The organism is Aeromicrobium phragmitis, assembly GCF_003674095.1.
In the GTDB taxonomy this organism is placed as follows: Bacteria; Actinomycetota; Actinomycetes; order Propionibacteriales; family Nocardioidaceae; genus Aeromicrobium; species Aeromicrobium phragmitis.
This window is the reverse complement of record NZ_RDBF01000011.1, coordinates 69197-94289: the sequence shown is the minus strand read 5'-3', so window position 1 is coordinate 94289 and position 25093 is coordinate 69197. Positions and strand designations below refer to the sequence as shown.

The window sequence follows — 25093 nt, the reverse complement described above, 5'->3', positions numbered from 1 at the left end:
TCAATCGAGCAGGGCGGGGAGCGTGGGCCGGCGCCCTCGGCGTTGAGCGGCTGCCCCGGCGATCACGACGAGGACGATGCCGACGATCTGTGTCGGCGTGGGCCGCTGGTGAAGCACGACGAGGCCGAGGATGACCCCCATCGCGGGCTCGAGCGCCATGAGCGTGCCGAATGCCGTGTGGGTCATCGATCGAAGCGCGAGCATCTCCAGCGCGTACGGGAGCACCGGCAGGAGCAGGGCCAGCCCCAGCGCTGTCACGATGACGGTGAGATCGATGTGACCCGCGGCTTGGGGAACGCCCACGAAACCGGCCACCAAGGCCGCGACCGGAACGGTCATCGAGAGGGCGCTGATACCGCTGAAGCGGTCACCCATCGTTTGCGTCAGCAGAACGTAAACCGCCCAGCCCACCGCGGCGAGTGCCGCGAAACCCACGCCGGCGACGTTGACCTCGCCGCGCCACGGTTCGGTCAGCAGCACGATCCCGACGAGCGCTAGGCCGGGCCACGCCAGCGCTCGAGCGTTGTGGCTGCGGAGGGCCGCTACCGTCAGCGGCCCGAGGAACTCGATCGCGACTGCCGTTCCCAGCGGTATCCGCGCGATGGCGGCGAGGAACGCTATTGTCACCAGACCCGTGGTCACGCCGAGGCCGAGGATCACCGGGACATCCGGACGCCGCACGAAGCGCAGGGGCGGGCGTGCGATCGCGAGGAACACCAGGGCACCGAGGGTGAGGCGGAGCCACGCGGTGCCACCGGCGCCCACGGTGTCGATGAGCCCGACCGAGAGCGCCGAGCCGAGTTGCACCGACAACATCGCCGCGACGGCGAGAACCCATGGCGGGACAGCCGAACGTCGGCCGTTCACTATGGTCGCCATTCGCCCACCCGGCCCGTGCGCCGGCGTTGCTGTGACGCAGCACCAGCATCCAGGCCCCGCCCTCGCTGCTCGAGCTGGTCGCTGATCTGCTGCCGACGTTCCACGCTCGTGTGGTCGTCGTACTTGAACTTGGCCTCCACGCGGGTCACCGACAATCGCAGACCGCGGATGCCGGGCAGCATCCGACCGTAGGGAGCCTCCCCCGCCGCAATCGGCGCGTGCTGCCCCTCGGGCTGGAAGTCCGCCATCTGGGCGGCGAGGATCTTTGCCTTTCCCTGAGGATCGTCGACGATGTGCGGGCGACAGACGAATTGAACGGCCGCGTAGTAACTGGTCGGCACCCCGTGCTCGCGCGGCACGTCGTCCTTGGCGCGCCAGTATGACGGCACGTACGCGTAGTCACCCGTCACCACCATCCGCACCTCGTTCGCGTGCTCCAGGTGCGACCAGACCGGGTTCGGCCGGGCGAGGTGCACCAGAAGCTGCGAATCGGCGATCGTGAAATGCGTCGGGACGACCAGCGGCGCCTGCATGACATCGCGGTTGTTCACGGCGAGGACGCCGAAACGGTCGGTGGTGGCGACCCAGTCTCGCCACTCGGAATCGTCGAGGGTGGCGTCCCAGGGGTGGACAAGCATCAGTGACCCCCTCCGCTCGCAACGCCGACGCTCGGCTCGAACACCGTGAGCGCGTACCGGCAGGGCGCATGCCCATGATTGGCGTAACTGTGCGCGACATCGCCCGAGAAGCTCATGGCGTCCCCTTCGCCGAGCGTGACGGACTGCTCGCTCACCTCCATCACGAGGGTCCCCTCCAGCACCTGCAGCGCCTCCTTGGTGCCGGCGGCGTGCGCCTCGCTTCGGTGTCGATCGCCCGGCGCGAGCGTCCACTGCCATAGCTCCAGCACGTCCGGTCGTTCCGTTCCGGCGACCAGCACGCCCTCCCCACCGGCGTCGCTGCGCCACAGCACGGCCCCGCCGCCGGCACGGGTCACCTTGATCGTTCGCGGCTCCGGCGGCTCCACCAGCGCCGGCAGGCCGATGCCGAGAGCGTCGCTCAGCCGCAGAAGGGTGCCCACGCTCGGGTTCACCGCGCCCTGCTCGACGTTGACCACCATGCGCCGACTCACTCCTCCGGCTTCGGCCAACTGATCGAGCGTCCACCCGCGCTCGATCCGTGCTCGGCGCACGCGCTCTCCCACGACGACGGACAGTTCCGCTGCACTCGGCTCCATGAGTGCAGCATAATGCACTGTGCGGGCAATCAGAAGCGCGTGTCATCGAGTGGTCGGCCGCGAGTAGAGTGCTGGGGGTGAAGATTCCCGCTGAGATGCTGCCCGCCGACGGGCGCTTCGGCTCCGGCCCGTCCAAGATCCGCACCGAAGCCGTCGAGGCCCTCGCTGCCTCCGGCACGGCGCTCCTCGGCACGTCCCACCGCGCCGCCCCGGTCAAGGGACTCGTGGGCAGCGTCCGGGAGGGACTGTCCGAGCTCTTCACGCTTCCGGAGGGGTACGAGGTCGTGCTCGGCGTCGGCGGTTCACACGCCTTCTTCGACGCGGCGACGTTCGGGCTGATCCGCGAGCGTAGCCAGCATCTCGTCCATGGCGAGTTCACCCGCAAATTCGCCACCGCCGTGCAGCGCGCGCCGTTCCTCGCCGATCCGCTCCTCCTCGAGTCCGACCCGGGCACCCACCCTGACCCGGTCGCGACCGCCGGCGTCGACGCCTACGCGTGGGCGCACAACGAGACATCGACGGGCGTCATGGTGCCCGTCGCCCGCCCCGAGGGCACCGACGCCGACTCCCTCGTCCTCGTCGACGCGACCTCAGGAGCCGGCGGCCTGCCCGTCGATGTCGCGCAGACCGACGTCTACTACTTCGCGCCGCAGAAATCGTTCGCGTCCGACGGTGGCCTGTGGATCGCTCTCATGAGCCCCGCCGCGGTCGAGCGTGCGCAGGAGATCAAGGCGTCCGGGCGACACATCCCGGGCTTCGTCGACCTGCCCGTCGCGATCGAGAACTCGCGTAAAGACCAGACGTACAACACGCCGGCCGTCGCAACACTGTTCCTGCTCGACCAGCAGATCCAGTGGATGCTCGGCAACGGCGGGCTCGACTGGGCCGTCTCCCGCACCCGCGAGTCCAGCAGCCGGCTCTATGCGTGGGCCGAGGCGAGCGGCTACGCCACCCCGTTCGTCACGGACCCGGAGGACCGCTCCCTGGTGGTCGGCACCATCGACCTCGCCGAGGACGTGCCCGCGGCCGACGTGGTCGCGGCCCTCCGCGAGAACGGCATCGTCGACGTCGCGGGGTATCGCGGACTGAACCGCAACCAGCTGCGCGTCGCGATGTTCCCCGCGGTCGACCCCGACGACATCACCGCCCTCACCCGCTGCATCGACTACGTCGTCGAGCACCGCTGAGTACTCGTTGAGTGTGACGTTAAGGCACTGAAACCGGCTCACCTGGCTGCCAAACGTCACACTCAGCGGGTGATCAGCCGACGACGGTGCCGTCGCGATGCAGCTCGCGGTGCTCCTCGTAGATCGCGGCGTTGCGGTGGAGTTTGGCGATCTCGTCCTCGGAGAGCTCACGCCGCACCTTGCCCGGAACGCCGGCGACCAGCGAGCGCGGCGGCACCTCCATGCCTTCGGGCACGAGCGCACCCGCAGCGATGAGCGACTCGTCGCCGATGACGGCACCGTTCATGATGATCGAGCCCATCCCGACGAGGACGTGATCGCCGACCGTGGCGCCGTGGATGATGGCACCGTGGCCCACGGACACCCCCTCACCGAGGGTCACGGGCTTGCCGCGGTCGACGTGGAAGGCGCAGTTGTCCTGCACGTTCGAGCGCGGGCCGATGACGATCGGCTCATTGTCGGCCCGCAGAACGGCGCCGTACCAGACGCTGGCGCCCTCATCGAGGACGACGCTTCCGGCGAGCGTGGCGTTGGGGGCCACGAATGCGGAGTCGGCGACCTGCGGCTTCTTGTCTCCCAGTGCGATCAACATGGCAGCACCGTACCGGTGCCTCAGACGCCGAGCAGGTCCGAGATCGGGTCGATGAGGAAGTAGACGAGGAACAACACCGAGATGATCCACATCAGCACGTGGACTTCGCGGAGCTTGCCGCGCGCGATCTTGAGGAACACGAACGCGAGGAAGCCCGCGCCGATCCCCACCGTGATCGAGTAGGTGAACGGCATGAGCACGATCGTGAGGAACGCGGGGATCGCGATCTCCACGTCGCTCCAGTCGATGCCGGTCACTTGGGTCATCATCAGGAAGCCGACGACCACCAGCGCAGCGACGGCGGCCTCGTTCGGGATCGCCTGCACCAGTGGCGTGAAGAACGTGGCGAGCAGGAACAGCACGCCCGTGGTGACGCTCGCCAGACCAGTGCGGGCGCCGTCGCCGACACCGGAGGCGGACTCGACGTAGGCCGTGTTGCTCGAGACGCTGCCGACGCCACCGGCCACCGCACCGAGCGAGTCGACCACGAGAATCCGCTGCGTGTTCTTGGGCGCGCCGTCCTCGTCGTTCAATCCGGCCTCCGCACCGACGGCGGTCATCGTGCCCATCGTGTCGAAGAAGTCGGCCAGCATGAGCGAAAAGATCAGCAAGACGGCCGCCACGATGCCGACCTGCTCGAACGAACCGAGCAGGTTGAACTCGCCGACGAGTGAGAAGTCGGGCATGGCCACGATGTCGCTCGGGACACTCGGGACGTTGAGGTTCCAGCCGGTCGGCGAGTCCTGCGAGCTGGGCGTGTCCGTGAGCGCCTGGACGACGACGGCGAGGATCGTGGTGAAGACGATGCCGATGAGGATCGCGCCTCGCACGTTGTTGGCGTACAGGCCGATCATCACCAGCAGGCCGATGCAGAAGACCGCAACCGGCCACCCGCTGAGCGATCCGCCGATGCCCAGGCCGAGCGGCGGCGAGGGCTCGCCCGTGGTGCGCACGAACCCGGCGTTCACGAGCCCGATGAGGGTGATGAACAGGCCGATGCCCACGGCGATCGCGGTCTTGAGCTGGCGCGGCACGGCGTCGAACACGGCCTTGCGGAAGCCGGTGAGGACCAGGACGAGGATGATGATGCCCTCGATCACCACGAGGCCCATCGCGTCCGCCCACGTCATCTGCGAGGCCACGCTGAACGCGACGAAGGCGTTCAGGCCCAAGCCCGCGGCGATGGCGAGCGGGAAGTTGGCGACCAGACCCATGACGATCGACATCACGCCGGCGACCAGGGCGGTGACCGCCGCGATGGTTGCGAAGCCGCCACCGGCCTCAGTACCGCCGCCGAGGAACTCGCCGTTCACGTCGGGCGCTCCGGAGAGAATGATCGGGTTCAGCACCACGATGTAGGCCATCGTCAGGAAGGTGACGAGGCCGCCGCGGAGTTCGCGAGCGATCGTCGAGCCGCGCTCGGAGATCTTGAAGTAGCGGTCGAGGACGCCGGTCATGGCACTCCTTGGGCGTGGAGAGAACGGGGACGAACGCGCATAGTCTCCCAGAACCGCGGCGGGTGGCTCCCCGCGGGTCACCCGGTCGCCGGCACCCGCTGGCGTCGTCCACCGAGACTGAGGATCGCGATCCCGGCGGCGACCACCATCAGGCCTACCACCGAGGAGAACGCCAACCGCTCCTGAAGCACGAGGAGGCCCAGCACGGTGGCGGTGAGCGGCTCGGCGAGCGTGAGCGTCGAGACCGTCGAGGCGCGCAGACGGCGAAGACCCGCCCCGAACAACAGATACGCCACGGTCGTGGTCACGATCCCGAGCCAGAGCACGGTCGCCGCGCCCGGCACGCTCGCCATCCACGCCGTGTCGGCGACCAGCAGCAGCGGCGCACCGAGGACGGCAGCCGCGCCGAACATCGCCCCCATCGAGCCGCGAGAACTCATCCCCCGGTCGATCAGCGCCTTGCCGGCGAGGGTGTAGACGGCGTAACTGAGGCCGGCGCCGAGCGACCCCACAAGCCCCACCGGATCGATCGCCGACGTGGCATCGAAAAGGCCCGAGAGCACCGCCACGCCGCTGGTCGCGACGATCGTCGCCACCACCCACAGGAGCCCGGGCGGCCGGCGGGTGAGAACCCACTCCAGCAGCCCGGTGAGCACCGGAGCGCTGCCGAGCGCCACGACGGTTCCCACGGCCACCCCGTTGACCTCGGTGCCGAGGAAGAACGCGGGCTGGTAGGCGAGGACGCCGAGCGCGCCCACGAGGATCCACGCCACGGTGACCGGCGTCAGCGGCAGGCGGCGATCGCTGGTCATCCACGCGATCGCGCCGAGCAGCCCCCCGCCGACGACGATGCGCGCCAATCCGGCGGAGAACGGAGTCGCGGCATCGGGCCCGAGTGCGAGCGCCGTCCCGGTCGAGCCGAAGCACACCGCCGCCAGGACGACGGCGAGTTGCGGGTTCATCACAGCGGGAGCCCTCGAAGCGCCGACACGACGAGCGCGAGCCCGCCCGCCGGCAAGGCGGCAACGGCGATCGCCGGAACGGGAGGGGCCGGCACGTCGAGCGCGACCAACGGGCTGTTCGCGCCCTCGCTGCCCACGAGAACCGTACGCGCGTCGAGGAACGCCAAGGACTCGGCTTGCTCGAGCTGCGGCAGCGTCAAGGACTCGCGCAGCTCCCAGCTGATCGGGTCGAGCACCTGTACACCGAGGTATGAGACCAGTGCAATGCTGCTGCCGTCCGGAGCGAACGCGCCGTCCGTGACGACCGGAGGGGCGACGAGGTCGGTGCGGTGAAAGCTCACCGCCGTTCCGGCCGGGCGCGCGTCCGCGCGGTAGACATCAGCCCTGCCGACCGTCTTGGTCACCAGGAAGAGCGAGCCGTCCTCGGGCCGTATCAGCAGGGCCTCGATGTCGGCCGGGACATCGAGGGTGACGAGATGCCGTCCGGGCCGGACGGCGTGCTCGCCGGGTCCGGGTTCGTCGAACGCGAGCAACGCGACATCACTTCGGCTCGCCGTGTTGTCGCCCGTGTCTGCGACCCACAGGCGGCCCTCGTGCAACGCGATGGCTTCGGGGTCGACGACCTCGACGCCGTCGAGCCGGGTGACGCCGACCGTCTCCCCCGTCGAGATACGCACGGCGAACACGAGCGGTTCATGGCCCGAGTCGTTGATCGTGTAGGCGAGGTCGTCGTGCGTCGCACTCACAACGAGTCCGCTCGACTCGGTGATGCGCGGATCGCCCAGCCTGCTCACCGGCGTGGCCTCGGACGCCTCGGCGCGACCCGTCAGCGACGCGACGGCGACGACGACGAGCAAGGCGATCAACAGACCGGGGATCAGCATCCGGCGGCGACGAGGGTTCATCGCGTCCATCCTCCCCTACGTCTCGGTACCCTGTGAGGGTGAGCCCCGCCGATCCCCCACCGGAGACCCCGGAGAACGATCCCGCATCCGCCGAGCGCGCCGCGCGGCGGCACGAGCTGGGCCATCCGGACATCACCGAGATCGAGATCGGCAAGACCACGCACCGCGTCGCCGAGGTCCAGCCGATGGACGTCGACGGCGTCCGCACCATGACCGTCGGCACGATTCTCTGGGCGGTGCTCGCCATCGCGCTCATCCCGTTCTGGGGGACGCTGCGCGAGGACGGCACACAGTGGTGGCTGTGGTCGGCGCTCGCCGGGTTCGGTCTCGGGCTGATCGGTATCGAGTACTGCCGTCGCCGCCGCAACGCCCTCGAGGCCCGCCAGGCGGCTCGGCCCTCAGGCGGAGGCCGACGCCGCAAGTAGACCCAGCGGGGTCAGAACTCCTCGACGTCGTCGACGGAGACGGTGTCGAGGACGGGCTCGGGGAGCGTACGCGCCGAGTTGGACCGCTTGGGACGCGTCCCCGAGTGGGCGCCGCAGCCGTGCGTGAGCGCCACGACCTTGCCATCGGCGTTCGCCATGCCGTTGCCGCAGACGCCGAAGCGGTCCGACAGATCCCCGGCGAGGCTGATCAAGAAGCCGCACGAGCCGCAACGACCAGGCGCCTGCTTGGCGATCGGCGCGTCGGGTCCGTGGTCGCCGGCGTACCAGCGATCGGCCGCTTCTTCGCGGCCCTCGAGGGACAGGACCCACTCGCGACCGAGCCCCACCTCGCGGGCGAAGTGCCGGTCGACGACACCCTCGTCGCCGCCGTCGCCGGCGAACCACGCCGGGGCGAGGCGGATGTCGTCCTCCTCGGGCGGCAACACGTCGCCCGGGCCGAGGTCGCCGGGCTGGATCCGCTCTCGGTAGGGCGTCCACTCCGGCGCGACGATCGCGGTCTCACCGGGCAGCAGCACGATGTCGTTGATGGTCGGCTCGGCGTCGGGAAGCACCGAGAGGCTCACCGCCCAGTACCAGCCGACGTAACCGGGCAACGTGCAGGCGAAGCGCTCGGTCACCAGGCCGGGCGCCTCGTCGTCGCGTCCGAGGTAGTCGCCAACGGCACCCTCGTCGACCGAAGCGTCAAGAGCCGCGCGCGCCGTCTCGTTCGTCACCGTGCTCACCCTCCCATTGTTCCCGACGCCTGGTCGGCGATCCAGGCCGGGACCCGGTACGCATCGAGGCCACGCCCCCAGCGGAGCGTGGCCTCGATGTCAGCTACGGCGCGATCGTCAGGCGAGGGTCGCCTCGTCGCGTCCGCGGCGGCGAACCGCCACTGCGGTACCGGCAGCCGTGAGCGCGAGGCCACCGAGGACGAGCGGGAGCAGCACACCCGCGCCGGTGGCCGGGAGACCGCCCGTAGGCGCCGGTGCCGCCGCGGCAACCAGGACGCCGAAGCTCACGTTGGTCGCGTTCGTCTGGCCGTTGACCGTCTGAACCACTCGCAGGTCGTAATCACCCGCCGCGAGGCCCTCGGGAAGCTCGACGCTCCACTCGCCGCCGGCGACGGTCGTGGTGCCCACGTGCTCGCCGTTGAGGTAGACCATGATCTGCGCCCCGTCGATGCCGGTGCCGCGAGCCACCGTCGGGGCCTTGGTGTAGTCGACGCCGTGCTCGGGCGAGGTGACGACCGGAGCAGCCGGAATCACTGCGAAGGTGCTCGACACCTCAGGCGACGCTTCTCCGTCGACGGTCTGCACGGCCGTGACGGTGTGGGCGCCGATACCGAGGTCGACGTTCACCGTCCAGGTGCCGTCCGCACCCACGGTGGCTTCGCCCTCGGCGTCGCCGCCGAGCGTGATGAGCGCACCGGGCTGACCGGTGCCGGAGATCGCCGTGACCTCGTCGACCACCGAGGAACCGTCGGCCGGGCTGGTGATCGCCGGAGCGCCCAGGACGACCTCGATGCTGTAGACGACCGTCTCCGAACGGTTGAAGCCGCCGTCGGTCGCCGTCAGCGCGATGGTGTACGTGCCGGGAGCGGGGGGCGCAGGGAAGCTCCAGTTGCCGTTGCCGTCGATGGCCACCTCGATGACCTCGCCACTGTTCTGCCCGCCGATGCCGACCTCGAGGGTGCGGCCGGCAGGACCGGTGCCGCGGATCTGCGAGCCCTGGGCCACGCTTCCGCCGTCGGCGGGGGTGACCATGACGGGCTCGTCGATGTCGAGCGCCACACTGTAACCGGGGATCTGGGCGAGGCCGTTCTGCAGGTCAGCACCCCAGACGAACAGGTCGCCTTCGGGGGTGGGAGCGCCGCCGGAGAGCAGACCGACAGCCGTGGTGCCCTGGATCATCGCGCCGCCGGAATCGCCCGGTGCGGCGTCGCTCGACGTCATCCCCTCGACGGCGAATCCGCTGACCACGCGGCCGTTGATCAGCGCAAAGCCATGGCCTTCCACCGTACCGGTGGAGAAGCCCGTGGTGCGGCCGGACTTGCTGACCGCTTCACCGACCCGTGCCTCACCGACGCTCTTGACCGGGGTCGTGGACTGGGAGAGATCCTCGACGGTCGTCCAGTCGGTCACTTCCGGGAGCAGGTCGAGAACCGGGTTGGTCACGTCGTAGGCGGAGATGTCGACGAACGTCTCATCTGCGGTGAATTCATCACCCGGGACGTTCCCCGGCCCGCCGAACTGAGAGGCCGCGAGCTCGCCGAGCACACCGGTCGTCTCCACCTCGGAGTTGTCGGGGGCTCCGCCTCCGGCAGGCTCCGTGGCCGGGCGGGTCGTCAAGGCGCCGGAGAGCGCGCCGTCGTCAGTGCAGTGACCGGCCGAGAGGATGGCCGGCTCGCCGTCAGGGTTCCACGCCGAGAAGCCGATGGAGCAATGGGCCGCGCTCCCGTTGTCGGGGTTCACGGCCAGGTAGCCCGCACCGCCCACGACGTCGGTGGTAGCGAAGCTCTCGAAGCCGCCCTCGATGACCTTGACCTCGACGTTCGGCTTGCCCTCGAGCTCGGGCTTCTCCTCGTCGGCGAAGACGATGACGTTGCCCGCACCGTCGGTGGTGACACCGTGGACACCTTCGGCCTCATCGGTCAGCAGCTCCTTGGCTTCGGCCTCGAAAGCCGCGCCGGACGCCGACATCGGCGCGTTGTCCTCGGCGAACGCCGCCGGAGCCGCCATGGCGAGCGCGAGCGCTGCCACGCCAGCGGCGGCGACGCCTCGTCGTGTACGGATGAACATGCAATCCCTTTCCTGCAGGCGCTCCGCCCGACCATCCGGTCCCCCAAGCGCATCAACGCGAACGCAACGAACCTACCGCTACGCTGATCATCATCACCAGCCGATCCCCCGAATCGACGACGAAGGAAGCGTGAACACCGTGAGAAGCATCGCGAAGATCGCCCTCGTCGCAGCGATGGTGGCCATGGCCGGATGCGGCACCGACGATGCCTCCAGTCCGTCCAGCGACGTCAGCGGAACCTGGGGTACCGAGGCCGCCCGTTCGCCGTTCCTCGTGCTCGATGACGGTGAGTTCCGCGGCAGCGACGGGTGCAACCGGCTCCACGGCACCTACGAGGTCGACGGCGACGTCGTCCGGTTCTCCTCACAACTGCACACGATGATGGCGTGTCCTGGCGTCGACTCCTGGTTGAGCAGACTCGCCACGGCCGAGGTCGACGGCGACGCGCTCGTGATCTTCGACCACGAGGAGCAGCGGATCGGCACGCTCCCCCGTTCCGGGTGAGGCTCAGCCCAGCAAAGCCGCCAGCCCGATCAGGACGGGCAGGCTCAGCCCCGTCGTGACCGCCACGCAGTCGCGGGCCAGCACGTGGTCGCGACCGAAACGCGACGCGTAGACGAACACGTTCTGGGCCGTCGGCAGAGCCGCCATCATCGTCACCCCGACGACCTGGGTGTCGGGAAGACCGAGCGCGAACCGCGCCACCAGGTAAGCGATCGCCGGCTGCCAGAGGAGTTTGAGCGCCGCCACGAAGGCGACCTCCCCGCCCTGGCCGATGCCGATCCGCGGTCCGAACCGCAGCGAGACGCCGAAGGCGATGAGCGCGCACGGCACGGCGAGCTGGCCGAGCAGACGGATCGGCTCGGCGACCACCAGCGGCAGCTGGATCTCGGTCAGCGCGATCGTCACCCCGATGACCGCCGCCACCGACACGGGGTTGCGAACCCCCGCCCTCACGAACGCGAAAGGGTTCAGTCCGGCCCTTCCACGCCCCGCCATCTCGAGCATGCTCAATGCGAGCGGGGCGTAGAACACCAGCTGCAGCATCATCGTCGGCAGGGCGTACGCCGCGTCGCCCAGGACGTATGCGGCGATCGGCAGCCCGAGGTACCCGGCGTTCGCGTACGAGGCCGAGAGCGCGCCCACGATCACGTGGCTCGTCCGCCGTCGACGCCACAGCGCCCACGGCACGTAGAGCACGAGGGTGGCCAGCACGCCGCCGAGCGCCACGAGGAACCACGGCCCGAACACGCGCGACACGTCCGTCTCGCTCAACAGCGAGATCAGCAGTGCCGGCGTCCCGACGACGTACACCAAGCGGGACAACACGGCCTGGCTCGTCTCGTCCAGCACTCCCCGGACGGCCAGGACGTACCCGACCGCGCCGAGGGAGAGGATGACGACGAAGCCTTCGACCGCACCCCCCACAGGGTCAGTCGAGCTCGTCGGCGAGACGCCGCAGGAGCTGAGCGATGGTGCTCGCCTGCTTGCCCTCGGGGTGGCGACCGTGCCGGTACCCCTCACCGAGCCGGTCGAGCAGGCCGATGAGGTCCTCGACGATGACGACCATGTCCTCGGGCGGCTTGCGTCGGGCCTGCGCCTGGGCGCGGCGCACCGAGGTGACGGGGTCGAGCACGCGGACCTGGAGTGCCTGGTCGCCGCGGCGACCCTGGACGATGCCGAACTCCACTCGCGTACCGGACTTGAGGGTCGTGACGCCGGCCGGCAGCGCGTCGGCGCGCACGTACACGTCCTCGCCGTCCTCGCGGCTGAGGAAGCCGAAGCCCTTCTCGGCGTCGTACCACTTCACTTTGCCCGTGGGCATGCGCTCTCGTCCTTCACTGGATGGTGGATGGGGCAGTGCAAGTCTAGTGGGGCTCGTCGCGTTCGGGCGGTCTGAAGGCCACCTGGATCTTCTCGAAGCCCTTGTGCCGCTGCATTCGCGCGTAGCTCGTGTACGCCCGGATGTCACCAGGGCCGAGTTCGACGCTGTCCGTGAACGGCGTCAGCAGGGCCCGCGGGTACATCCGCCGCCGCAGCACCACGTTCACCTCCAGACCGACCACCACGATGAGGGCGGCGATGAACAAGAACGCGAACAGTCCCAGCACCAGGGCGAACGTCTGGTTCATGGCCGTCGTGCGGCCGATGATGTTGCGCACGTACGCGTCGCCGATGAACTGCAGGAGTTGCCAGGCGACGGCGCACACGATAGCCCCGGGCAGGACCGATCGCCAGGTCGCGCGGCCGAGGCTGATGAGCCGGAACACCGTGACGAAGATGAGCGCGGTGATCACCAGGCCGACCACGCGGACCACCCAGCCGACCTGCGGCAGCGAGGGGAGGCCGATCGCTTCGGGCTGCTGCAGCAGCGAGGTGCCGATGGCGACGGCGAGGACGCCCAGTCCGGCGATCCCCATGATGATCAGGCTCCGGACCCGCAGCAGGACCGGATTGGGCCGGCTGTTGCGCGGCACCGCCCACGCGACGTTCGCGGCGTTCTGCACGGCGACACCGAGCCCGGAGGCACCGAACGTCGCGGCGATCGCTCCGATGACGATGGCCGAGGCGCTCCCGGTGAGCCCGTCGGGCCGGCCGAGTTGATCGCCGACGATGGGGAACTGCGCGAGCGCGGTGTCGAGCAGGTCCTCCTGCAACTGGGGATCGTCCTGCAGGAAGAAGCCGAGGACCGACGTGGCGATGAGCATCAGCGGGAAGATGGCGATGAAGGCGTAGTAGGTGATGATCGCCGCCAGATAGGGTCCCTGGTCGTCGAAGAACTTGTAGATCACCGCCAGGGGGAACCCGACGACCGGGTGGCGCCGCTGGAACCGGTCGATGGCGTCGATCGCGCTCATCGGCGCGGGAGGTGCGGCCGAGCGGCAGCGACGACGGCGTCGAACCGGGCGCGGTCGAGCACGGCGCCCTCGCGTCGGACCTGTCCCGGGTCGATCTCGATCAGCCGGTTGAGGCGGACTTCGCTCGGCCGGCCTTGCGTGTCCCACGGCCCGGCGCCGATGTCCATCCAGAACCGGCCGGCTCGTGCCTCCTGCGCGGCGTCGTGATCGTGGTCGCGCGAGGTCAGCTGGAGTCCCCACAACCGGTCACGTCCACTGCGCGCGACGAGGAGCACCGGACGGTCCTTGCCCTGGGTCGGGTCGTCCTCGTACGGCACCCAGGTCCAGACGATCTCGCCGGGATCGGGTCGTCCGTCAGGCGCGGGCTCGTAGACGAACCGCAGCGCCTCACGTGCCCGAGCACGACGCTGCCGGCGGGCGAGGAGCGAGTCGACGAGCGTGCGAACAACCACGCTCACACGCTATCGAGCGCTGGCAGCTCCCGCTTCATGACCTTGCCGGTGGGGTTGCGCGGAAGTTCGTCGAGGAAGACGACCCGCTTGGGCACGGCGAACCGCGCGACATGCGTCTTGGCGTACTCGACGAGGTCGTCCTCGGTGATCCGCGATCCCTCATGCACGACGACGTACGCGGCCAGCCGTTGCCCCCACTGCGTGTCGTCCACGCCGGTCACCACCACGTCGCGGACGGCCTCGTGCTCGATGAGGGCGTCCTCGAGTTCGCGCGGGAAGACGTTCTCCCCGCCGGAGATGATCATGTCGTCGTCGCGGCCCGCTACGAACAAGCGGCCCTCGGCGTCGAAGTAGCCGAGATCGCCGGTGTTCATCAGCCCGTCGGCGAACGCCTTCGTGTTGCCGTCGGTATAGCCGCCGAACGGCATGTCGTTGCCGACGTGGATGACGCCGGTCTCCCCCGTCGGCACCTCGCGCCCCTCGGCGTCGAGGATCTTGACGGTCGTGCGCCAGGGGGCACGACCCGCCGTTCCCGGGGCAGCGCGCAGGTCGCTCGGCGAGGCGATCGTGACCCACCCGGTCTCGGTCGCCCCGTAGAAGTTGTAGATCGAGTCCGTGAACGTGTCCATGAAGTGCGTCGCGAGGTCACCGGCCAGCGCACTGCCGCTCGTCGCGGTGATCTCGAGGCTCGACACGTCCGCGGCCTTGATGACCTCGGGGTCCGCGTCGAGGAGCCGCTGCATCATGAGCGGCACGACCACCAGCACCCGCGCCCGGTACTGCTCGATGTCACGGAGCACCTGCTCGGGCACGAACCGCCGCCGCAGCACGTAGGTGGGCACCGTGGTGAGCCCGAAGCTGAAGTTGAGCAGCCCCCAGGAGTGGAAGAGCGGCGCCGCGAGCACGACCGTCGAGTTACCGCGATAGGGAATCGAGCCGAAGAACGCCAGCAGCGGCTTGAGGTCCTTCGGCTCCTCGCGCTTGGCGCCCTTCGGCAGGCCGGTGGTGCCCGAGGTGAAGATGACGATCTGCCCATGACGCTTCGGCTTGGGGTGGCCCGACGTCGGCTGCCCCTCGGCGAGGTCGCTCAGCGTCGGAACGCCCGCGGGGGCGTCGGCGTCGGCCCAGCCGAGCACCACGGACTCCTGCGGCAGATCGGCCACGACGTCGAGGAACTCCTGGTCGACGATGAGCAGCCGGGCGTCCTCGCGTGCGGCCAGGTCGGCGAGCTGGGAGCGGCTCGCCATGGTGTTGAGCAGCAGCGCGCGGCCGCCGACCTGCATGATCGCGACCAGCGCGACGACCATCCAGCGATGATTGCGCGCGAGCAGGGCGATCGAGTCGCCCGGCTGCAGTCCGCGCTCCTTCAGGGCCGCGGTGACGCGGTTGACCTCCGCGACGAGGTCGCGGTAGGCGATCTCGCCCGCGTCGTCGATGATGGCGACCTGATCGGGGTAGCGTGCCGCGGCCGCGTTCAGGCCCGATGGCAGCGCGGGTCCCCACTTCGCCAGGTGGAACCCCGCCTTGGCGAGCCGCAACGGCGACTGCACCGACACCAGTCCGATGCGGCGCAGGACCTTCGCGGTGTACTCCAGATCGCTCATGCCGCCACCCGCAAGAGAAGCCCACGATACGCGGGTGTCGGCATGAGGTGTTCACTGTTCGCTCGCTGGCGCTCGCTCATGCCGGGAGTGTAACAACAAGTTACCCCCGCGTAGAACCGGCGAACGCGAGGCGGTCACCCGGTGCGCACGGGCGCGAGGTCGGCCGTCTCCTCCTCGGTGAACACGCGCGAGCGGATGATGAAGCGGTGTCCGGTCGGTCCCTCGATCGAGAAGCCAGCGCCCCGACCGGGGACGACGTCGATCGTGATGTGCGTGTGCGACCAGTAGTCGAACTGCGCCTTGGAGATCCACACGGGCACCGGCTCGGGCGTCCCGACCTCGAGCTCCCCGAGGAGCACGTCCGCCGACCCCGTGAGGAACGTGCCCTGGGTGTAACACATGGGAGCGGACCCGTCGCAACATCCGCCGGACTGATGGAACATCAGCGGCTTGTCGTGATCTGCCCGGAGGCGGCGGAGCAGGTCCGCCGCCTCCGGGGTCACCCCCACCCGTTGGGTGCCCATGATCAGAAGAACCCTTGCGCGTTCTCCGAGTAGCTCACCAGCAGGTTCTTGGTCTGCTGGTAGTGGTCGAGCATCATCGCGTGATTCTCACGGCCGATACCGGACTGCTTGTAGCCGCCGAAGGCCGCGTGTGCCGGATAGGCGTGATAGCAGTTCGTCCACACCCGCCCGGCCTGGATGTCGCGTCCCGCCCGGTAGGCAGTGTTGACATCGCGCGACCACACGCCGGCGCCCAGGCCGTAGAGCGTGTCGTTGGCGATCTCGATGGCGTCGTCGTACCCGTCGAAACCCGTCACCGAGACGACCGGACCGAAGATCTCCTCCTGGAAGATCCGCATGTTGTTCGTGCCCTGGAAGATCGTCGGAGCGACGTAGTAGCCGCCGGACAGGTCGCCGCCGAGGTCGACGCGCTCACCGCCGGTGATGATGCGGGCGCCCTCCTGCACCCCGATCTCGAAGTACGACAGGATCTTCTCCAGCTGGTCGTTGCTGGCCTGCGCGCCCACCATCGTGTCGGTGTCCAGCGGGTTGCCCTGCACGATGCTCTTCACTCGCTCCGTCGCCTCCGGCAGGAATTGCTCGAGGATCGAGTTCTGGATGAGCGCCCGGCTCGGGCACGTGCAGACCTCGCCCTGGTTGAGCGCGAACATTGCGAATCCCTCGAGCGCCTTGTCGTAGAACGCGTCCTGCTTGCTGGCGACATCCTCGAAGAAGATGTTCGGGCTCTTGCCGCCGAGCTCCAGCGTGACCGGGATGAGGTTCTGGCTCGCGTTCTGCATGATGAGCCGGCCGGTCGTGGTCTCACCGGTGAAGGCGATCTTGCGGATGCGGTTGCTCGACGCCAGCGGCGCGCCCGCTTCCGCACCGAAGCCGTTCACGACGTTCAGGACGCCCGCAGGAAGCAGATCGGCGATCAGCTCCATGAGCAGCATGATGGACGCGGGCGTCTGCTCCGCCGGCTTGAGGACGACCGCGTTGCCGGCCGCGAGCGCAGGGGCCAGCTTCCAGGTGGCCATGAGCAACGGGAAGTTCCACGGGATGATCTGGCCGACGACGCCCAGCGGCTCGTGGAAGTGGTACGCGACGGTGTCGTCGTCGAGCTGGCTGATGCCGCCTTCCTGGGCCCGGATGGCACCCGCGAAGTACCGGAAGTGGTCGACCGCGAGGGGGAGGTCGGCGGCGAGCGTCTCACGCACCGGCTTACCGTTCTCCCACGTCTCCCCCACCGCGAGCATCTCGAGGTTCTCCTCGATGCGGTCCGCGATCTTGTTGAGGACGACGGCACGCTCGGCCACGGACGTCTTTCCCCAGGCGGGGGCCGCTCGGTGTGCTGCGTCGAGCGCGAGCTCGATGTCCTCGGCCGTGGAGCGCGCCACCTCGCAGAAGACCTTGCCGTTGACCGGCGAGGGGTTCTCGAAGTACTGGCCTTTGACCGGCGCGACCCATTCGCCGCCGATCCAGTTGTCGTAGCGGGACCGGTAGGAGACGACGCTCCCCTCGGTGCCCGGCTGTGCGTAGACGGTCATGCTGGCTCCTTCGTCAAGGTGTGATGGGTGTCACAACACTGCCGACGGTAGAAGCGGGGTCGTTGCAGCGAGGTTGCGACCTCAGCCGAGTTCCGCGTCGAGCCGGTCCAGATGGGTGCTGACCTGGGCGGCCCGGGGCGAGGACATCGGCAGGATCTCTGCGGCGTGGAGCCACATGTCGTAGTCGTCCCGCCCGTAGGGCGCATCGGCGAACGACAGGACGGCGTCAGCGTCATCGCAGCTCAGCAGGTGCGAACGCACCAGCGCGTGGACCTCCGAACGGATCTGCTCGACGCCGGGCGCCTGCGAGTCCGGGAGCAGCGGCCCCCGGTAGGCCGCGACGGCCTGACGGACCCGACCCTGCCGCAGATGTTCGCGAAGCGTCTGCAGATCGGAGCGGAGCCGGGTGGCGAGGCGGTACGGCCGCGAGGCGAGTTCGATCGGGCCGAGGACGCCACGCAGCCGGGAGAGTTCGGCCCGGATCGTGACCTCCGGGATGTCCTGGTCACTCAGCGCGACGCCGAGCTCGGCACTCGTGTACCCCCGGGTGGACTCCGAGAGCAGGAGCAGCAGTTCACTGTGACGCAGGGTGAGCCGGGTGGTGGTGCTGCCGTGGTGCAGGACGCCGGAGCGCGCTCCGAGCACCTCGAGTCGCGGCGGCGCGGGCGCGGCGACGGTCCGGGAGGCCACCGGGGCGGCGGCTTCGAACCGCGCGAGACGCAACTCGGCTTCGACCGCAGCCGCGGTGGCCCGGACCAGCCCGAGACTCTGCGCCGAGGCGACCTCGGGTCCGCCCGTGAGGTCCAGGACCCCGAGCACCGCGCCGGTGTCAGGGTCGTGGATCGGCGCGGCGGAGCAGCTCCACGGCGTGACGGGACGCGCCAGGTGCTCCGGGCCGAGGATCTGCACCGGTCGGTTCAGCGCGAGAGCGGTGCCCGGCGCGTTGGTGCCCACCCGTCGCTCGCTCCAGTCGGCGCCCGGGACGAAGGCCATCTGCTCGGCCTTGCGGCGTAGTTCCGCGGCTCCCTCGACCCACAGCAACTGGCCGACGGCGTCGCTGACCGCCACGAGAAGACCGGCCTCGCTGGCGGACTCGACGAGCAGCCGGCGAACGACCGGCATCGCCACCGCCAGCGGGTGCGCCCTGCGGATCTCCTCCAGCACGTCGTCGTCGATGCTGATCGGCGCGACGCTGCGCTCGGGATCGACGCCGCCGGAGACGCTGCGCTGCCATGAGTCGCGCACGAGCGAACGGATCGCGGGCGGAGCGGTGCCGTCGGCCACGAAGGCGTCGTGCGCCGCGTGCAACAGGCGCGACAACGCGACGGGATCGACTCCCGCCGGGACCGCGAACTCCGCCGCCGACGTCATGGGCCCGAGCATACCCGGCCTTGTGACGCCGGTCACTGCCCTTGCGAGGCGACGATCAGCGACGCAGGACCTTGCGCGCGCCCGCGTTACCGGCGAACTGGCCCAGCTGCACGATCACGATGACGATCAGGATGGCCGACCACGTGACCCAGGGGTTGAACTGGCGGTAGCCGTACTGGAGCGCCAGGTTACCCAGTCCGCCGGCGCCGATCGTTCCCACGATCGCGGTCATGTCCACGATTGCGACGAACGCGAAGGTGTAGCCGAGGATCAGCGGGCCGAACGCCTCGGGCAGCAGCACCGTGAAGATCACCCGGGTGCGGCTCGCGCCCATGGCGCGAGCGGCCTCGAGCACTCCTGGCGGAACCGACACGAGGTTCTGCTCGACGATACGCGCGATGCCGAAGGCAGCCGCGAAGACGATGACGACGGCCGCCGCGACGTTGCCGATACCGACGCCGAACACCTGACGGACGAACGGCTGCAGACCGACCGCGAGCAGGATGAACGGGATCGGGCGGAACACGTTCACCACGATGTTCAGCAGGAGGTTGACCACGCCGTTGGACAGCAGGCCGCCCTTGCGCGTGACGTAGAGCCCGGTGCCGACGATCAGGCCGAGCAGACCGCCGACGGTGACACCGACCGCCACGAGCACGATCGTCTCGATCGTGGCCTCGAGGAACTGCGGGCCGAGTTCGATGACGCGATCCATCAGATCACCTCCCGCACGGCCACCCGCTCGGACAACGCGCGCAGCGCCTCGTCCACCCGGTCGCCGGTCAACTCGATCGTGAGGTTGCCGAAGGTGCGGCCCTGGACCTCTTCGATCCCGCCGTACACCAGTTGGAAGCCGACCCCACGGGAGATCAGCTCGCCGAAGACCTCGGCCTGAGAGACCGAGCCTTCGCGGAAGGCCACCGTCACCAGACGTCCCGGATGGCGGCGCCGCAGTTCCGCGACGACCGATTCGGACGGGACGTCGTCGACCACGGTGCGCACGAAGCGCCGGGTGACCTGATGACCGGGCTCGGCGAAGACATCGAACGTCGAACCCGACTCCACGACGGTGCCGTTCTCCATCACCACCACCCGGTGCGCGAGGTTCTTGACGACTTCCATCTCGTGGGTGATCACGACGATCGTGACGCCCAGTTCACGATTGACCCTGCGCAGGAGATCGACGACGTCCTGCGTCGTCTCCGGGTCGAGGGCGCTCGTCGCCTCGTCGGCGAGCAGGATCTTGGGCGACGCCGCCAGCGCACGGGCGATGCCGACGCGCTGCTTCTGACCGCCCGACAGCTGCTCGGGGTAATTGTGTGCCTTGTCGGCGAGTCCCACGAAGTGCAGCAGTTCGGAGATCCGCGCCTGGTGCTGGCTCGTCGGGACGCCCGCGACCTTGAGCGGATACGCGATGTTGCCCCACACAGTGCGCGAGTGGAAGAGGTTGAACTGCTGGAAGATCATGCCGATCCCGCGGCGCACCTTCTGCAGTTCGCCCTCGGACAGCCGGGTCAGCTCCTGCCCGGCGACCGTGACGGTGCCGCGAGTGACCGGCTCGAGCGCGTTGATCAACCGGGCGAGGGTCGACTTGCCGGCACCGGAGTAGCCGACGACGCCGAGGATCTCGCCTTCGTTCACGTCGAGGGTGACCCCGTCCACGGCCAGGACGGGGTCACCTCCTCGGCGCCTCGGCGGATACGTCTTGGCGACGTCCCGCAGTTCGATGAGAGCCACTCGCCGACTTTACTGGTTCTCGCGGGTGACCTGCTCGACGTCTTCGAGCGACTGCTGCAGATCCTCCGGCGACGTCGTCACGAATTCGGCCGTGCCGCCGGAAACCTCCTGCACGCCGTCGAGCACCTCCTGCGAGTTCTGGTAGATCTCGACGAGCTTGGCGTACGTCTCGTTGTCCTTGTCCTCCGCACGGGCGGCGAAGATGTTGACGTAGGGCAGCGCGGCCGGGTCGGACGGGTCGTCCTGGGCGATGGCGTCCTCGAACTTCAGACCGGCCCGCTCGACGAAGTCGTTATTGATGACCGCCGCGTCGAGGTCCTGCAACGAGGTGGCGGTGATCTCGGCGTTGAGCGCCTGCACCTGGACCTGCGATGCAGCCTCGTCGATATCGGCGAGGTCGGAGAAGATCGTGCCGCCGTCGCTCAACTCGATGAGCCCGGCCGACTGCAGGATGATCAGCGCACGCGCCTGGTTACTCGGGTCGTTCGGGACCGCGACGGTGCCGCCCTCGGGGATGTCCTCCACGGAGTCGTGCTGGAGCGAGTACAGGCCGAGCGGGTAGATCGCCGTGGCACCGACCGGCACGAGGTTCTGGTCGTTGGCGACGTTGTAGTCGGCGAGGTACACGATGTGCTGGAACTGGTTGAGATCGAGGTCGCCCTCGGCGAGCGCCGGGTTCGGCTGCGTGTACTCCGCGAAGTCGACGATCTCCACGTCGATGCCCTCGTCGGCGGCGGCCTGCTTGTAGGTCTCCCAGTAGGGATCGCTGGCACCGACGACACCGATGCGCACGGTCTCCTCGTCACCGCCGCCGCGGGTCAGCGCGAAGACACCGCCTGCGATCAGGGCCAGGACCACGATGACGATCGCGATGATGAGGCCGGTGCGCTTCTTGGGCGCCTCGATGAGGTTCTGATCCGAAGACATGACGTCCTTTCTTTTCGGCTGGTGGCCGAACCGGGGGAAGCACGCCACGGAGGGTGGCCGAGGCGCGACTTCGACGTTACGAACACGTGACCGCGCACGCCCGGCCGTCTCGCTCAGTGAGACGCTCATACCGCCCCAACGTGACCAACGCCTCGCCCACGCGGAGTCGCCATAGGTGGTCGAGTAGGCAGCGAGCTCTGCGAGCAGCCGTATCGAGACCACCTCGCCAGTCTTAGGTGGTCGAGTAGGCCGGAGCTCTGCGGAGGCCGTATCGAGACCCGGTCACCCGACGTGGTCTCGATACGCTCCCTCGTTCCTCGGTCGCTACTCGACCACCTAAGTGCGCTGTAGCTGGTCGAGTAGGAAGGTCGCTCAGCGACCGACCGTATCGAGACCACGTCGCGTTGGTTGGTCTCGCTCCGCGGCGGCTACGCCCTCATTGCCACGGCTCCATTGCGCCCTCGTTCCGGTTCCTGAGTAGCCGCGAGGAACGAGCGGCGTATCGAAGGGCGGTCGCTGCTCGACCACCTAAGTGCGCTGTAGCTGGTCGAGTAGGCCGGAGCCCTGCGGAGGCCGTATCGAGACCACCTCGCGTTGGTTGGTCTCGCTCCGCGGCGGCTACGCCCTCATTGCCACGGCTCCATTGCTCCCTCGTTCCGGTTCCTGAGTAGCCGCGAGGAACGAGCGGCGTATCGAAGGGCGGTCGCTGCTCGACCACCGATCGCCGCGGTGGTTCGCTGCGGTTATGGGCGGTCGGGGTAGTCCCAGGTGACGCTCTCCCGGACGACGCGGGCAGGAGCGCCGGCGACGACGCTGTGCGCGGGCACCTTCTGACCGCGCACGATGCTGCGCATACCGACGCAGGCGCCCTCGCCGATCTCGACGTGCCCGGTCACCACCGCGTCCCGACACAGCCAGACGTGGCGACGGATGCGGATCGAGGCGCCGTAGGGATTGATGCGCTCACCGGTGTGAAGGTCCTCGAGCCGATGCATGTCGTCGGTCGCGACGTACACGTTCGCCGCCCACAATTGGTCGCCGTCGACGACGACCGAACCGCCGTTACGCGCGTCGACCACCGCGCAGCGGGTCGCCAGGAGCGGACCGTGCAGGACGACCTGCGAATCCGCGCCGCAGTAGACTTCCCCCGCGGTGAGTACGCATCCCTCGTCGATGAAGACGGTCGCGCCGTCTCCACCGAGCAGGAGCGAGGTCACGTGGTCCATCGGTCCGCCGATCGCCAGGAGCGCGTCCCGGAACGGGAAGGTCACGAGCTGCGCGACCACGGCGTCGGGCAGGCGTGCCCCGGGTGCCACGTACAAGGCGTTGCCGAGGTCGGACCACCAGGACGGCCAGTCGCCCTCGGCCTGCCGCCAATCCAACGTGTCGAGCCGCCCGGCGTCGACCCCGGCGGCACGGAAGCGATCCCGATGCTCCGGGGTCAGGCTCGCGCCTCGGTTCCACTCCATCGCCGCATCGTCTCAGGCGAGGTCGAAGGCCTGGGCGGCGGCGTCACGAGCGCGTGCACGATCGCCGGACACGAGCCCGATCCGGGTGCGCCGGTCGAGCAGATCGTCGACGTCGAGGGCACCTTCGTGCCGCACCGCGAACACCAGCTCCGCCATCGACACCGGAAGATCCGGGGCGACGGGGTGGAGCACGATCGGGTCGCCGGCGGCGATGTCGAGCACTGCACCGGCCTCGCTGCCATGGCGACGCAGCAGCTCGGGCGAGGCGCGCGGATCGCGGGCGTCACCGGCACCGACGAGAGGAACGCGTCTCGTCTGACAGGGCCGCGCGCACAGTCCGGACCACGCCACCGCGGCATCGACGGCGTCCTGGGCCATCCTCCGATATGTGGTGAGCTTGCCGCCGACGACCGTCACGAGCCCGTCCGCGTCGCGATGCACGACGTGGCGGCGGGACACATCGGCCGTGTGACCGGAGTCGGCGGCGAGCAACGGACGCAGGCCCGCGAACGTCCCGAGGAGGGCGCTTCGGTTCAGCGGCCGCGCGAGTGCCTGATTGATGGTGTCGAGCAGAAAGTCGATCTCGGCCTCGGAGGCGACCGGCACGTCCGGCACCGGCCCGGGCGCCTCCTCGTCAGTGAGGCCGATGTACACGCGGCCCAGCGGTGCGGGCAGCGCGAACACGAAACGCGTGCTCGAGCCGGGGACCGGCACCGTCAGCGAAGCGGTGAGGCCGCCGAACACGCTCTGGTCGACGACCAGATGCGTGCCGCGGCTGGGCCGCAGGCTGATGTCGTCGCTGAGTCCGCCGGCCCACACCCCAGCGGCGTTGACGACGGCGCGGGCGGCGAGGTCGAACTCCGTGCCGCTGAGCTCGTCGCGCACCCGCACACCCGCTCCGCTGGCCTCGACCGCCCGGCACCGGGTGAGGATGGTGGCGCCGTGATGGGCAGCGGTGCGTGCGACGGCGACCACGAGCCGCGCGTCGTCGACGAGCTGGCCGTCCCAGAAGCGCAGGCCCCCGCGCAGCCCCTCGCGACGCACCGCGGGCGCGTACTCGCCGACGGCGTGCGCGTCGATCCGATCCGGTCGCGGCAGCAGACGCGAGGGCGTTCTCGCCACCGTGCGGAGCACATCGCCGCCCCAGTGACCGGCCCGCACGAGCGCGGCGTGGCCCGGGCTCATCGTCGGCATCAGCGGGAAGACCTGCGGCAGCGGACGGATGAGGTGGGGCGCGATCGTCGTCATCAGGCGATGCCGCTCGATGGCGCTCTCGTACGCGACGGCGACGTCACCGGTGCCGAGGTAGCGCAGACCCCCGTGGACCAGCTTGGAGCTCCAGCGGCTCGTGCCGAAGGCGAGGTCGTGCTGCTCGAGCAGCACGACCGAGAGCCCCCGGGTCGCGGCGTCGAGTGCCACGCCGACGCCGGTGATCCCGCCGCCGACGACGACGAGGTCGACGGCCGGGGCAGCGTCGAGTCGCTCCAGGTCGCGGGCGCGGCGGGCGGCGTTGAGGGACGAACTCATGGGGCGAGGTACCGGTCGAGGGCGAGGGTCAGCTCGGTGTCGAGCGCGTCCAGCTCTGGTCCGACCGCATCGGGCGAGCCGACGATCGCGGGGGCCGTGGTGACGAAGGACCAGCTCATGAGCACGACGGCCTGAGCGATCGCCACGGCGTCGCCGGAGCGGATGGACCCGTCCTCGAATCCCTGCCGGACGACGTCCTCGATGACGACGAGGTGGAACGCGGTCACTCGCCCCTGCCGGCGTACCTGATAGGGCGTGAGGAACTCGGGGGACTCGTCGATCAGCACGCGCAGCAGCGGGTGCGAGCGCATCTCCCGCACCACGTGCACGACCGTGCTGACCACCTTCTCCCGGGCGGTGCCGCCGGCACGCGACGCGGCGCGTTCGGTCAACCGGTTCCATTCGCGGGTCGAGACGTCCGCAACGATCCCGGTGACGTTCTCCCAACGGCGGTACAGCGTGGCGCGCGAGACGCCCGCTCGGTCGGCGATCGCGGTCATCGTCATCCGCGGCAGGCCCTCCTCGAGGAGGAGAGCGCGGGCGGCGTCGAGAATGCGGTCGGAATCGATCGCCTGCGCCGCGTCGCTGGCCGGACGGGCACGCACGAGCTGCAGCGCCGAGGCCCGAGAATTGAAACGTTCGGCTGGCATGTGTT

26 protein-coding genes are annotated in these 25093 nt (G+C 69.4%); 3 read left to right on the top strand and 23 right to left on the bottom strand.

From position 1 onward, the window contains the following. The 3 genes from D9V41_RS13365 to D9V41_RS13355 are packed head-to-tail and all read right to left on the bottom strand — an operon-like array spanning nt 1 to nt 2113. Nucleotides 1-879, bottom strand: coding sequence for an EamA family transporter (locus D9V41_RS13365; protein ID WP_208006860.1), 879 nt, complete (start codon nt 877-879; stop codon nt 1-3). Continuing rightward, the gene (locus D9V41_RS13360) at nt 867-1517 is read right to left on the bottom strand and encodes an FMN-binding negative transcriptional regulator (RefSeq protein ID WP_121795076.1); all 651 of its coding nucleotides are present in this window, start codon (nt 1515-1517) and stop codon (nt 867-869) included. The genes D9V41_RS13365 and D9V41_RS13360 overlap by 13 nt, the downstream gene beginning before the upstream one ends. After that, the gene (locus D9V41_RS13355) at nt 1517-2113 is read right to left on the bottom strand and encodes a helix-turn-helix domain-containing protein (protein ID WP_121795075.1); all 597 of its coding nucleotides are present in this window, start codon (nt 2111-2113) and stop codon (nt 1517-1519) included. Before D9V41_RS13355 ends, D9V41_RS13360 begins: the two co-directional genes overlap by 1 nt. Nucleotides 2114-2208: 95 nt before the next feature. Here D9V41_RS13355 and serC point away from each other — a divergent pair, with 95 nt between their 5' ends. Then, a complete protein-coding gene (serC, locus tag D9V41_RS13350) occupies nt 2209-3300 on the top strand; it encodes a phosphoserine transaminase (RefSeq protein WP_243697278.1) in 1092 nt (363 codons plus the stop codon). Nucleotides 3301-3373: 73 nt separating this feature from the next. On the opposite strand, the gene D9V41_RS13345 is transcribed toward serC, so the two are convergent. From D9V41_RS13345 to D9V41_RS13330, 4 genes are all read right to left on the bottom strand, one after another. Further along, nucleotides 3374-3892 carry a gamma carbonic anhydrase family protein gene (locus D9V41_RS13345; RefSeq protein WP_121795073.1) on the bottom strand — a complete coding sequence of 173 codons (519 nt, stop codon included), beginning with the start codon at nt 3890-3892 and terminating at the stop codon, nt 3374-3376. 20 nt (nt 3893-3912) lie between these two features. Continuing rightward, nucleotides 3913-5349, bottom strand: coding sequence for an NCS2 family permease (locus tag D9V41_RS13340; protein ID WP_121795072.1), 1437 nt, complete (start codon nt 5347-5349; stop codon nt 3913-3915). Nucleotides 5350-5426: 77 nt separating this feature from the next. After that, nucleotides 5427-6311 (bottom strand): DMT family transporter, encoded by an 885-nt coding sequence (locus D9V41_RS13335; RefSeq protein ID WP_121795071.1) that lies wholly within the window; start codon nt 6309-6311, stop codon nt 5427-5429. Further along, nucleotides 6311-7216, bottom strand: a complete 906-nt coding sequence (locus D9V41_RS13330) for a hypothetical protein (protein ID WP_133434189.1) — start codon at nt 7214-7216, stop codon at nt 6311-6313. The genes D9V41_RS13335 and D9V41_RS13330 overlap by 1 nt, the downstream gene beginning before the upstream one ends. A 38-nt stretch (nt 7217-7254) precedes the next feature. Between D9V41_RS13330 and D9V41_RS18510 the strand changes: the two genes are divergently transcribed. Next, nucleotides 7255-7641: a DUF2530 domain-containing protein gene (locus D9V41_RS18510; protein WP_243697275.1), complete on the top strand. Its 387-nt coding sequence runs from the start codon at nt 7255-7257 to the stop codon at nt 7639-7641. 11 nt (nt 7642-7652) lie between these two features. Here D9V41_RS18510 and D9V41_RS13320 read toward each other — a convergent pair whose 3' ends face one another. Together D9V41_RS13320 and D9V41_RS13315 are read right to left on the bottom strand one after the other, a co-directional pair. Then, entirely contained in the window at nt 7653-8384 is a 732-nt protein-coding gene (locus D9V41_RS13320) for a DUF3027 domain-containing protein (RefSeq protein WP_121795069.1), read from the bottom strand. Between the two features lie 108 nt (nt 8385-8492). Further along, nucleotides 8493-10442 carry a S1 family peptidase gene (locus D9V41_RS13315; protein WP_121795068.1) on the bottom strand — a complete coding sequence of 650 codons (1950 nt, stop codon included), beginning with the start codon at nt 10440-10442 and terminating at the stop codon, nt 8493-8495. A 139-nt stretch (nt 10443-10581) separates the two neighbouring features. Between D9V41_RS13315 and D9V41_RS17860 the strand changes: the two genes are divergently transcribed. Further along, nucleotides 10582-10947: an META domain-containing protein gene (locus D9V41_RS17860; RefSeq protein ID WP_166376044.1), complete on the top strand. Its 366-nt coding sequence runs from the start codon at nt 10582-10584 to the stop codon at nt 10945-10947. 3 nt (nt 10948-10950) lie between these two features. Here D9V41_RS17860 and D9V41_RS13305 read toward each other — a convergent pair whose 3' ends face one another. The 14 genes from D9V41_RS13305 to D9V41_RS13240 form a co-directional block, all read right to left on the bottom strand. After that, a complete protein-coding gene (locus D9V41_RS13305) occupies nt 10951-11871 on the bottom strand; it encodes an AEC family transporter (RefSeq protein ID WP_166376043.1) in 921 nt (306 codons plus the stop codon). A gap of 4 nt (nt 11872-11875) precedes the next feature. Beyond that, the gene (locus tag D9V41_RS13300; protein WP_121795066.1) at nt 11876-12268 is read right to left on the bottom strand and encodes a cold-shock protein; all 393 of its coding nucleotides are present in this window, start codon (nt 12266-12268) and stop codon (nt 11876-11878) included. 43 nt (nt 12269-12311) lie between these two features. Further along, nucleotides 12312-13301: a YihY/virulence factor BrkB family protein gene (locus D9V41_RS13295; protein WP_121795065.1), complete on the bottom strand. Its 990-nt coding sequence runs from the start codon at nt 13299-13301 to the stop codon at nt 12312-12314. After that, complete coding sequence (locus D9V41_RS13290) at nt 13298-13753, bottom strand: type II toxin-antitoxin system PemK/MazF family toxin (protein WP_243697274.1); 456 nt, start codon at nt 13751-13753, stop codon at nt 13298-13300. Before D9V41_RS13290 ends, D9V41_RS13295 begins: the two co-directional genes overlap by 4 nt. Nucleotides 13754-13755: 2 nt before the next feature. Further along, nucleotides 13756-15357: an AMP-binding protein gene (locus tag D9V41_RS13285; RefSeq protein WP_121795063.1), complete on the bottom strand. Its 1602-nt coding sequence runs from the start codon at nt 15355-15357 to the stop codon at nt 13756-13758. A 134-nt stretch (nt 15358-15491) separates the two neighbouring features. Continuing rightward, a complete protein-coding gene (locus D9V41_RS13280) occupies nt 15492-15881 on the bottom strand; it encodes a DUF779 domain-containing protein (RefSeq protein WP_121795062.1) in 390 nt (129 codons plus the stop codon). Nucleotides 15882-15883: 2 nt separating this feature from the next. Then, on the bottom strand, nt 15884-17407 hold the full coding sequence (exaC, locus tag D9V41_RS13275; RefSeq protein WP_121795061.1) for an acetaldehyde dehydrogenase ExaC: 1524 nt from the start codon (nt 17405-17407) through the stop codon (nt 15884-15886). 81 nt (nt 17408-17488) lie between these two features. Next, nucleotides 17489-18778: a GAF domain-containing protein gene (locus D9V41_RS13270; RefSeq protein ID WP_121795121.1), complete on the bottom strand. Its 1290-nt coding sequence runs from the start codon at nt 18776-18778 to the stop codon at nt 17489-17491. 55 nt (nt 18779-18833) lie between these two features. Beyond that, nucleotides 18834-19493 (bottom strand): methionine ABC transporter permease, encoded by a 660-nt coding sequence (locus tag D9V41_RS13265; protein WP_121795060.1) that lies wholly within the window; start codon nt 19491-19493, stop codon nt 18834-18836. Continuing rightward, nucleotides 19493-20515 carry a methionine ABC transporter ATP-binding protein gene (locus D9V41_RS13260; protein WP_121795059.1) on the bottom strand — a complete coding sequence of 341 codons (1023 nt, stop codon included), beginning with the start codon at nt 20513-20515 and terminating at the stop codon, nt 19493-19495. The genes D9V41_RS13265 and D9V41_RS13260 overlap by 1 nt, the downstream gene beginning before the upstream one ends. A 9-nt stretch (nt 20516-20524) precedes the next feature. Further along, nucleotides 20525-21442, bottom strand: coding sequence for a MetQ/NlpA family ABC transporter substrate-binding protein (locus D9V41_RS13255; RefSeq protein ID WP_121795058.1), 918 nt, complete (start codon nt 21440-21442; stop codon nt 20525-20527). Between the two features lie 743 nt (nt 21443-22185). Continuing rightward, nucleotides 22186-22911 carry an acyltransferase gene (locus D9V41_RS13250; protein WP_121795057.1) on the bottom strand — a complete coding sequence of 242 codons (726 nt, stop codon included), beginning with the start codon at nt 22909-22911 and terminating at the stop codon, nt 22186-22188. 12 nt (nt 22912-22923) lie between these two features. Continuing rightward, nucleotides 22924-24438, bottom strand: coding sequence for a glycerol-3-phosphate dehydrogenase/oxidase (locus D9V41_RS13245; protein WP_121795056.1), 1515 nt, complete (start codon nt 24436-24438; stop codon nt 22924-22926). Then, nucleotides 24435-25088, bottom strand: a complete 654-nt coding sequence (locus D9V41_RS13240) for a TetR/AcrR family transcriptional regulator (RefSeq protein ID WP_121795055.1) — start codon at nt 25086-25088, stop codon at nt 24435-24437. Before D9V41_RS13240 ends, D9V41_RS13245 begins: the two co-directional genes overlap by 4 nt. Nucleotides 25089-25093: the final 5 nt, after the last annotated feature.

Excerpts from the sequence above, each read along its gene's own strand:
- D9V41_RS13365 (WP_208006860.1), bottom strand. The coding sequence starts at position 879 with ATGGCGACCATAGTGAACGGCCGACGTTCGGCTGTCCCGCCATGGGTT.
- D9V41_RS13360 (WP_121795076.1), bottom strand. The coding sequence starts at position 1,517 with ATGCTTGTCCACCCCTGGGACGCCACCCTCGACGATTCCGAGTGGCGA.
- D9V41_RS13355 (WP_121795075.1), bottom strand. The coding sequence starts at position 2,113 with ATGGAGCCGAGTGCAGCGGAACTGTCCGTCGTCGTGGGAGAGCGCGTG.
- serC (WP_243697278.1), top strand. The coding sequence starts at position 2,209 with ATGCTGCCCGCCGACGGGCGCTTCGGCTCCGGCCCGTCCAAGATCCGC.
- D9V41_RS13345 (WP_121795073.1), bottom strand. The coding sequence starts at position 3,892 with ATGTTGATCGCACTGGGAGACAAGAAGCCGCAGGTCGCCGACTCCGCA.
- D9V41_RS13340 (WP_121795072.1), bottom strand. The coding sequence starts at position 5,349 with ATGACCGGCGTCCTCGACCGCTACTTCAAGATCTCCGAGCGCGGCTCG.
- D9V41_RS13335 (WP_121795071.1), bottom strand. The coding sequence starts at position 6,311 with ATGAACCCGCAACTCGCCGTCGTCCTGGCGGCGGTGTGCTTCGGCTCG.
- D9V41_RS13330 (WP_133434189.1), bottom strand. The coding sequence starts at position 7,216 with ATGAACCCTCGTCGCCGCCGGATGCTGATCCCCGGTCTGTTGATCGCC.
- D9V41_RS13315 (WP_121795068.1), bottom strand. The coding sequence starts at position 10,442 with ATGTTCATCCGTACACGACGAGGCGTCGCCGCCGCTGGCGTGGCAGCG.
- D9V41_RS13300 (WP_121795066.1), bottom strand. The coding sequence starts at position 12,268 with ATGCCCACGGGCAAAGTGAAGTGGTACGACGCCGAGAAGGGCTTCGGC.
- D9V41_RS13295 (WP_121795065.1), bottom strand. The coding sequence starts at position 13,301 with ATGAGCGCGATCGACGCCATCGACCGGTTCCAGCGGCGCCACCCGGTC.
- D9V41_RS13285 (WP_121795063.1), bottom strand. The coding sequence starts at position 15,357 with ATGAGCGATCTGGAGTACACCGCGAAGGTCCTGCGCCGCATCGGACTG.
- D9V41_RS13280 (WP_121795062.1), bottom strand. The coding sequence starts at position 15,881 with ATGGGCACCCAACGGGTGGGGGTGACCCCGGAGGCGGCGGACCTGCTC.
- exaC (WP_121795061.1), bottom strand. The coding sequence starts at position 17,407 with ATGACCGTCTACGCACAGCCGGGCACCGAGGGGAGCGTCGTCTCCTAC.
- D9V41_RS13270 (WP_121795121.1), bottom strand. The coding sequence starts at position 18,778 with ATGACGTCGGCGGCGGAGTTCGCGGTCCCGGCGGGAGTCGATCCCGTC.
- D9V41_RS13265 (WP_121795060.1), bottom strand. The coding sequence starts at position 19,493 with ATGGATCGCGTCATCGAACTCGGCCCGCAGTTCCTCGAGGCCACGATC.
- D9V41_RS13255 (WP_121795058.1), bottom strand. The coding sequence starts at position 21,442 with ATGTCTTCGGATCAGAACCTCATCGAGGCGCCCAAGAAGCGCACCGGC.
- D9V41_RS13250 (WP_121795057.1), bottom strand. The coding sequence starts at position 22,911 with ATGGAGTGGAACCGAGGCGCGAGCCTGACCCCGGAGCATCGGGATCGC.
- D9V41_RS13245 (WP_121795056.1), bottom strand. The coding sequence starts at position 24,438 with ATGAGTTCGTCCCTCAACGCCGCCCGCCGCGCCCGCGACCTGGAGCGA.
- D9V41_RS13240 (WP_121795055.1), bottom strand. The coding sequence starts at position 25,088 with ATGCCAGCCGAACGTTTCAATTCTCGGGCCTCGGCGCTGCAGCTCGTG.